Source organism: Anaerolineae bacterium (assembly GCA_016931895.1).
In the GTDB taxonomy this organism is placed as follows: Bacteria; Chloroflexota; Anaerolineae; order 4572-78; family J111; genus JAFGNV01.
This window is the reverse complement of the sequence record JAFGDY010000216.1, coordinates 1-7965: the sequence shown is the minus strand read 5'-3', so window position 1 is coordinate 7965 and position 7965 is coordinate 1. Positions and strand designations below refer to the sequence as shown.

Sequence of the window (7965 nt, the reverse complement as noted above, 5' to 3'; positions counted from 1 at the left end):
TTGTTTGTCTGTTCATAGCCAAATTCTCTACCCAAGGGCGGTTCTGCGCAACTCGCAGACCGCCTATTTTTTATTCTAAATTTAAGTTCTTACCCCAGTGGAATTACCGGGCCATTCCCGTTGCACAACTTATTTAATCCTGAATCCTCAGTGATGAGATCGCCCTGATGTACGACCAACACCATCTCCGTTATCTGGCCGGGTTGCGCTGCCTGCATACCGAGCACAAAGCCCTCTTGACCCAATGGCCGGAGGAACAATTCTTGGCTTTCCCGCTGGTATCGGGCCCCTCCCCCCAATACTGGGGCCGGGGATGCGCCGTCACCTTCAAGCACAACGGGCAGACGGCCAAGCACAAAGGGCTGGTGGTGCTGGCCGGCCCCATCCGGGATCAGTTACGCCACACCCGTCATACCCGCTTGCAAGCCCTCAGCCAAGAGTTAAGTCAGGTCAAAGCCCAGATTGGCCAACCCCGCCTGCGCACCGTCAAAGCCGTGCAACGACGGGCCAATGCCCGCCTGAAAGCCTCCAAAGTGGGCCGGCTGATGTCGGCCACCGCCTATCAAACCCCTGCCGGTCAACTCGACCTGCGCTGGCAGATTGACACCTTCCCCCTGTGGCAAGCCGAACAGAAAGATGGCCGCTATCTGCTGGTCAGCAACGATTGGACCCTGTCTCATCAGCGCATGTTCCAACTCTACCGCGACAAGGACGGCGTCGAAAAACGCTTCCACATTTGCAAAAGCGACTTGCAGGTTTCCCCCCTCTACCTCCACCAAGACCAACGCATCGCTTCCATGTTGATGCTCAACATGCTGGCCCTGTTAGCCTACACCCTCCTGGAACGCCAGACTCGACAGCAAGGTCTCCACCTCACCACCCGCCAACTGATCAAACGCCTGCAAAACCTGACCGTGATCGAAACCCATTGCCACGACGGCAGTCTCTTGCGCCGCCTGACACCCCTTGACCCGGACCAAATTCAAGAAAAACTCAAAACCCTGGCCGCCTCTATGCCGCCCAAACCGCACAGGGTCCGCCTGCTGGCGGCTCAAAATGGCGATGTTACCGGTCAAGCCACCCCCCTGGCCGAAACCACTACCCAGGCTGTACGATTCAGGTTAGCTCCCACGCCTATCGCTTCCGCCAACCCCTTCCTATATCACAAAACCACCCACCGCCAAGTCTATGAGGCCGCCCGCGCCGCCTGCCCGGATTGCGACGAGGTGCTACTGTGGAATGAACGAGGTGAAATTACGGAGTCGTGCATTGCCAATGTGGTGGTGCAGTTACAGGGAAAACTGCTCACGCCGCCGGTTCAATGCGGGCTGCTGGCCGGCACATTTCGGGCCTGGCTGCTTGACCAGAAAAAGATAGGAGAAGCGGTTATTACGCTAGAGAACCTTAAACGGAGTGAGCGTATCTACCTGATAAACTCGGTGCGCGGGTGGCGCGAGGCTCTGTGGGAGGAAGGCGCCCCTCGTTAAATAACGACCAACGACCAACGACGAAATTTGGTCGTTGGCCATTCATCATTCGTCGTTCCTTCGTCATCATCAAGGCAACCTTAAGCCGGCCCGATTAATTTCTATGAAACCTGTTTCAATACGCGCAAGGCGCGGAGGGTTACCCATTTATTGGGCCGGTCTTTTGCGCCAAAATCGCCCCAAGTTTTGCCAGCATAACTGTATTCCAAGGGCCAACGCCCCTGATCATCTTGTTTCGCGCGGATCAAATCCAGGGCATGGCTCAAGCGAGGGTCATGGCCAAAACCTAACTGCGCCAACACTTCCACATTTTGTAACAAATCGGTAATATAAAACACCGGGAAGCCAAACTTCCACCAATTGCGGCTGGGTTTTTCATCGGTTCTGGTCGGGTAAGCGGCTAAAGCCGGGTCGGTGCTGAAAAGAAATTCCACGCCTGTTTCGATGGCCCTTTCAATGAGAGGGGGGCAGCGTTTGGCGGGTAATTTACCAAAGGCCAACATCGCCTTGATTGCGCCCCAGGCGCAGGGCTGCCCACCGTTGTAACCACAGGCAAATCCGGGGCCACAATTCCCGGCATAGTACCGAACAGCGGCCTGCTGATCGGTCACCGGGGCCACCCCTTCACCCATAACACTCCGGGCCAGCCAGGTCAAAGCTGTTTCCAATCTCTGGTCCTCATACCCCAAATCAAGCAGGGCGGCGCAAAGATTGCCCTGGAGACAATCAATGGTGCCCGAAGGAGCGCCGGTCATGGTGAACTGGCCGTTCTCGGTGAGGGCATGGGCCAAAAGGTAGGCGCAGGCAGTAGCAATGCGCTCGTCCATCTCCACGGAAGCGCCTAATTGACTTAACGCGATCATTGACCAGGCGGTCGCTTTATATTTTGGATTGTAACCCGGACCAGGTTTGACCCAGTAGCCGCCTTCATTCATCTCGGCCAGAATAGCGGCGATGGGGCCTTCAGCGCAGGCAGCTTTTTGCGCGGCGCGCAGTTCCTGATGATCCGGCGGGTGATCCAGCAGGTCCCGGAGGGCCAGGTAACGAACACCCGGCGCATCACGCTCTAACAACCAAGATAGGGAATCGCCCTTTAATTGATGTTGCCAGGTCATCATTTCCTCCTGCTATTTGCAGCAAGTCAACGCCCGGTATAACCTGCCCGCAAGGCGCATTTCACCCAAAACCAAGCCTCCACGCAAGACTACACCCCAGTTGAAGCGCAGCTGTTGGCGTCAAGTCAAGGCCATAGTGGCTTGGTTTTTGAACGGCAAGACCACGTTGACGTTAAGTATGCTTACAGGTTATCACTAAATGCCGAATTCGACAATGTGGAAACAGCTTGTAGACAAAGCAGCCACACCATTTGCCGGGCCACAGAGTGTGTCCGGCTCTCAACTTGATCCGCCATTTACACTTTGAAGGCCTTTTCCCCACCAGAAACACAGCTTTTTTGGCGAATTTGGGGGCTGCGATCATTCGCTGTCCTTAATAATTAGCGGTAGGTAAACAGGCCCCGTTTCACCCACCGGCGAGGGTGGGGTTTTATCCGAGAAGGCAAAGACGCCGGTCTGGCAAATTGGTACGGCAATAAGATTTTCCTCCGGGAAGCGATAGATTTGGTAGCCGGGGCAGGTTGCCTCTGTCCAATTGGTTCCAACCAACCGATACAACTTGAGGCTGTTTTCGTCTAGGGCGCTGATATCAGCCTGGGTGTAGGCGATGATAATTACTGCCGGAGGATCGCCGGCCCCTGGTTTTAGGTTGAAGTTGGCTATGGGATCACTCCACAGCTTGTACTTTGAACCCTGATAAGCGGCTACCTCAAAAACTCTACCCTCGACGGGCAGTTCGATTTCTGTACTACCCACCTCAAAACGAGCTACGGCATCCAGACTGGCGCGGGGCACATAGAGGGACACAGTTGGCCTGGGATCTCCCAGCGCGTAGGCAATGGCATCATAGGGTGGTTGTTCTGCCACCAAACTCATATCCGCAAAATTGGTAGCGGCGAGCTGGACAAGGCCATAGGCCAGATTGTTATTGATCAAGTCAGCCTCATCATGCATCTCCGGGATGGTGTCAAAGGGATCAATGACGGCATAGATCTTTTGCTGCCCCACCCCGGCCGCAGCCCAAGTGAGCGAGACCTCTTTTGGTCCGCTTTCTCTGGATAAGAGTGGTATTGTTCTTTGGCCAATAACAATGTTGTTGACCGGGTCTCCCTGGTAAAAGCGGACGTCCACATTTCTGGCCGGTTCGCCGCTAAAGTTACGGATGGTGGCCGAGATGGTCACCGTCTCGCCCAGGTTGGCGTGGGATGGGCTAATGACGATGTTAGGGGAGAAGAGTTTTTGGTCCTCCCCACAGGGCGGCACCTGGGGATTGGCGGGATTCGGGAAGCCGTACCAGGGCAGAATGAAAGCTGGATCAGGCTTGTTGTATAACCGCCAACTGGCCGCCCGACCCGGTTCGGCCTGGTAGTTCAGCACCTGGTAGTTATCCCTGGCCCGGTAAAAGAGGACCCGGGTGGTGAACTTACTGCTATCTGGCTGGGGCGCAAAGAAATAACTGAAGGTAGTGTCTTGGCTGGTGGTCAGCCTATCTGTCTCCAAATGCGTATTGGAATAGTCACCCTGAACGTGAGCCTTAAAACTACCGCTCACATTGACCACCTTTAGTTGAGCCTCGCCCGACACTTCTACTTCGGCCCTGGCGCTAATGGAATGTTGAAAAGACACACTGCTAAAGGCGCTCTGTAGTTTTTCGTACGTTATCTCACCCTCGGCCCAATCACCCTCAATGGCATCATAAGTAAGTTCATAGCCGGGGTCGTAATCCGCAAAGGTCACGTCGCCAATCGGGTCATAAGACCAGACATTGTTGGGTTGGTGGCCGGCGGCATACCACGTTTCATCACAGGTGCCGCTATAGTAACCCCCGGACGTATCAGGATACTGGGTAACGGAAATCAAGGGGAAGGCCACGGTGATGAATACGTCTTCAGATGGCTCTCCCGCGGAACCTGATAGCACCGGATATTCCCACACGCCGTAGGGCGTGCCAAAATAGACCACCTTGTCGTCGTTGGCGGCGATGACTTTGCGCCGGAAACCGATAGATTGAATTGCTTCCGTGCTCTTTTCAAAGTTGCCCCCGTGGGTCGCGTTAATGCTGGTTCTGGCGCACGCCTTTACCTCGGCAATACCTGCAACGCCGCCCCCGGCACATGCCTCTGCTTCCATACCTGCCGAAATTTCATAGGCATGGACGGTTTGAATGGTCTGCTCTGATGACGTAAAATCTAACGCGGCGTATTTGGCATGGGTACAATCCGGGCTATCGGGTGAGGGATTGCACTCGCCTTCCGGGCTCTCGATGAGCTGGTAATTCCCCTCGGCGTCCTTGACCAAATCCCGGTGTTTGGGCGGCATGTTGAGCAGGGCCACTAGGGTGTCAACCCGGTTCTGCACCCGGTAACTAGGCGGGCCGACGCGAATACTTTCGCCGGTGACGGCGCCCGTGGTCAGGTTGGGAGATCTTACAGATGGACTGAAAGGACTCACCGTCCCCCAGCCTACGACCCTTAAGCCTGTTGCCGGGTCGAATTCGATCACCCTGAGAGTTCCGCCCCAGTATGCCTCCGACTCAGAGTCATAAAATACAATCTCCTCCTTCATATCCCGGTCAAGATCGCCCACGGCCAACCGATCAAGAAAGGTGCGATCGCGATAGCTTGGTATGGCGTACACCCCGGCTGGGGTTGGAAAGGGCTTTGGGCTGCTCGAACTGTTATATTCCGCTACATACAGGTTGCGTTCCATGCTAGGCCACCGTAACCCCGGCTCAATATCCTGACCCAAGGCGCGGGGCAGGGTAAAGACGAGCTCGTCCACACCGTCCCCGTCTACATCACCAGCAGCCAAGGCGATGCCTGTCAAGTCTTTTTCGGTAACTGTCCCAAACCAGGTGCAGCCTCCTAGTTCATAAAACCAACCCCGGCGGCTTGAAACCTCGCGATCGAGTAGATAAGCGTGAACTTCATATTCAAGCCCTCCGCTACAAGGACGCACCCAGTCTGAATAAGTCACGATCTCGTCTTCCGCATCCCCATCAAAGTCGCCCGAAGCTATGTTGAGCGTTGAGGCAAACTCAAGACCAGACTCCCCTGGATAGATAAATCCATCTGTTGAATCTGTCCAGGTGATCACCCAAGGCTCACCCGGGGTGACCGCATAGACGTTAACGCCATAGCGGTATTGATCGGGGAGATAGACAACCCCGATTTCATCTCCTGCTTGCTCTTTATCAAAATCTCCAATCGTGATTCTGAAATGGTTCCCCACAATGGCCCCGGTTCTACCGACCCGAATCGGTTGAAAGCCATATAGCGTATCGTACACAAATATTTCGAAAAGGTTAGAGTGTTGATAGGCCAACACAATCTGCTCCCGTCCATCTCCCGAAAAATGACCTGTCTCAACATCCACCATCAGGTTAACATTCCAGGTGGGATCGATAGTAATCGTAGTCTGGAAATCCGTTCTATATTCAAAACAACAGGCCGTCAAACCGCCCAGATCGGTCCAGCCCGTTCCGTTGCTCTTGGTCTGCAGGCTGCCATCTGCCTTTTGGGCAAACAGGTCTGTGTGTCCACTCGACACTGCGCCCCCCATCCCAGAGGCGATCGGTCCGCCCCCGGAACTCCAACTGCCCCAGCTCCCCCCGCTGTACTCGATTTGCCACAACTGTTGGTCTGAACCACGCGCATAGACCACAATCTGGCCCGGCGCTGGCGAAACTGCGGTTGGGGCGGAGGTGATTGTGACGCCTTCGTCCATGCCCGCCAGGCTCACCCGTTGCCACTGGTAGCTGCCGTCAGGCCCCATGTCCCAATGGCCGTCATAGGTGAGATACCACAGGGCCTCATCCACGCCGCGGGCAAATACCTGCATGTGGTTGGCGTCCCAAGAGACCACGCCCGCCCCGGAGGCAAGCATGCCGCCCAGGTTCACTGCCTCTTCCCAGGTACTGCCGTCGTCGGAATGGAGCCAGCGCAAGGTATTGTCCGGGCCGACCCGGAACAGGTCAAGTCCAGCGCCACGGGCCACGACAGCCGGAGCGGGTAATTCGGGCATGGGTACGAGTCGCTGCGGCATCGGCCCACTCCCGCCACCATTCACTTGCTGCCAGTCACCCCATAGCCCAGAGGCCCAGTGAACGCGGTAGATCTCGTTGTCGGTGCCAATCGCAAACACATCCAACTCGTCCGGCCCTCGTGAAGTGATGGCCGGGCCAGACGCCAGCAGGCCGCCGGCTGCGTTGCTCCAATCCAAACAATTGCCGCCGGCAATATCATAGCTACAATACCAGAGAGCCTGATCATAGCCGCGCACGACCAGGTCAATCTGCCCACTGCTGCGCGCGACGGCCGCCGGAGCGGAGGTGCTTTTGCCGAGCGAACCGTTCAGTTCCCCGACGGACAGGTAAACATAATTGTCCGCGCCGATCCAGGCGGCAATCTGCTCGGCCTGACCGTCCCCGTTGAGATCGCCTGCGGTGATATCGTTCGCGGGAAAGTTGCCGATTGAGGTCTGGCTGCCAGGGATGACACTGAGCGTGGGCGAGATGTAGTTGAAGGTTTGCAGGGCAAAGCTGCTGAAATTATCATAGGAACTAAACAGAACCTGATCCCTGTTGACCAGACCATAATTCCCCGCCAGTGGGTCGAGACCATCTGCGGCCATGGCGTCCACGCCGCTGATCTCGACGAGCTCCTGCGCCCCTAACTCGTTTTCGCGGACTACCTGGGTGCGGTAACTCCCGGCCCGCGACAGGTGGCCCGGCTCGTGGTGGGGAATTGGCTTGGCCGGGGTCGGGTAGCCGGGCATCCCGCCGGGTTCCGGCTCACCCTCTCCAATCGGCCCCTGCGCCTGCGCGACCGGGATGAGTCCCAGAGCAGGCTGAACCAACAGTGCTAATAAAGTTATCAGAATTACGAGGTGTTTCATCGGATATCCCTCCTAAAAGTTAACCTGAACCAACTATTTGCTGTTCTTGAAGATCAGCGGCAGATAGATATCCTGTGCACTGCCAGAGGCCGACTGATATTCATACGCGCCGATGTCGAAACCAGCGCCGACTGGCCGCGAGTTGCCGTCCAGGTCGGTGGTCACCCCCACGTCCTGACCGTGATCAATTGCCGGGCTGGCGGTGGACAGGTGATAGTCGTCGCCCGCCGGATCGAGGAACAGCGGGTTGGTGCCGCTGAGGCTGTGGCTGCCGGTGACGACGCTGGTCGGCGCGTTGTAGAACAGGTTGTAATCCGAGGTCACCGCGCCGCCGGCCTGCTGGATGCCGGTGGTGTAGCTGGCGACGATGGTGTTGGTTATGCTCATTGACTAACACTTTTAACATTTATCTATATTCCAGACAGTTGGAGTATGGTCAGGTCTCATTATTAGTTTGAAATTGTTCA

General features: G+C 56.1%; 4 protein-coding genes. 1 reads left to right on the top strand and 3 read right to left on the bottom strand.

What is annotated here, in order from left to right; translation table 11 throughout:
• The first annotated feature begins 167 nt into the window (after window positions 1-167).
• Window positions 168-1487 carry an aminotransferase class IV gene (locus tag JW953_16200; GenBank protein ID MBN1994240.1) on the top strand — a complete coding sequence of 440 codons (1320 nt, stop codon included), beginning with the start codon at window positions 168-170 and terminating at the stop codon, window positions 1485-1487.
• Window positions 1488-1588: 101 nt separating this feature from the next.
• Here JW953_16200 and JW953_16195 read toward each other — a convergent pair whose 3' ends face one another.
• The 3 genes from JW953_16195 to JW953_16185 form a co-directional block, all read right to left on the bottom strand.
• The gene (locus JW953_16195; GenBank protein ID MBN1994239.1) at window positions 1589-2605 is read right to left on the bottom strand and encodes a nitrogen fixation protein NifH; all 1017 of its coding nucleotides are present in this window, start codon (window positions 2603-2605) and stop codon (window positions 1589-1591) included.
• 357 nt (window positions 2606-2962) lie between these two features.
• A complete protein-coding gene (locus tag JW953_16190; protein ID MBN1994238.1) occupies window positions 2963-7498 on the bottom strand; it encodes a hypothetical protein in 4536 nt (1511 codons plus the stop codon).
• Between the two features lie 33 nt (window positions 7499-7531).
• Complete coding sequence (locus tag JW953_16185) at window positions 7532-7885, bottom strand: hypothetical protein (protein MBN1994237.1); 354 nt, start codon at window positions 7883-7885, stop codon at window positions 7532-7534.
• Between the last annotated feature and the right edge of the window lie 80 nt (window positions 7886-7965).

Excerpts from the sequence above, each read along its gene's own strand:
- JW953_16200 (MBN1994240.1), top strand. The coding sequence starts at position 168 with ATGTACGACCAACACCATCTCCGTTATCTGGCCGGGTTGCGCTGCCTG.
- JW953_16195 (MBN1994239.1), bottom strand. The coding sequence starts at position 2,605 with ATGATGACCTGGCAACATCAATTAAAGGGCGATTCCCTATCTTGGTTG.
- JW953_16190 (MBN1994238.1), bottom strand. The coding sequence starts at position 7,498 with ATGAAACACCTCGTAATTCTGATAACTTTATTAGCACTGTTGGTTCAG.
- JW953_16185 (MBN1994237.1), bottom strand. The coding sequence starts at position 7,885 with ATGAGCATAACCAACACCATCGTCGCCAGCTACACCACCGGCATCCAG.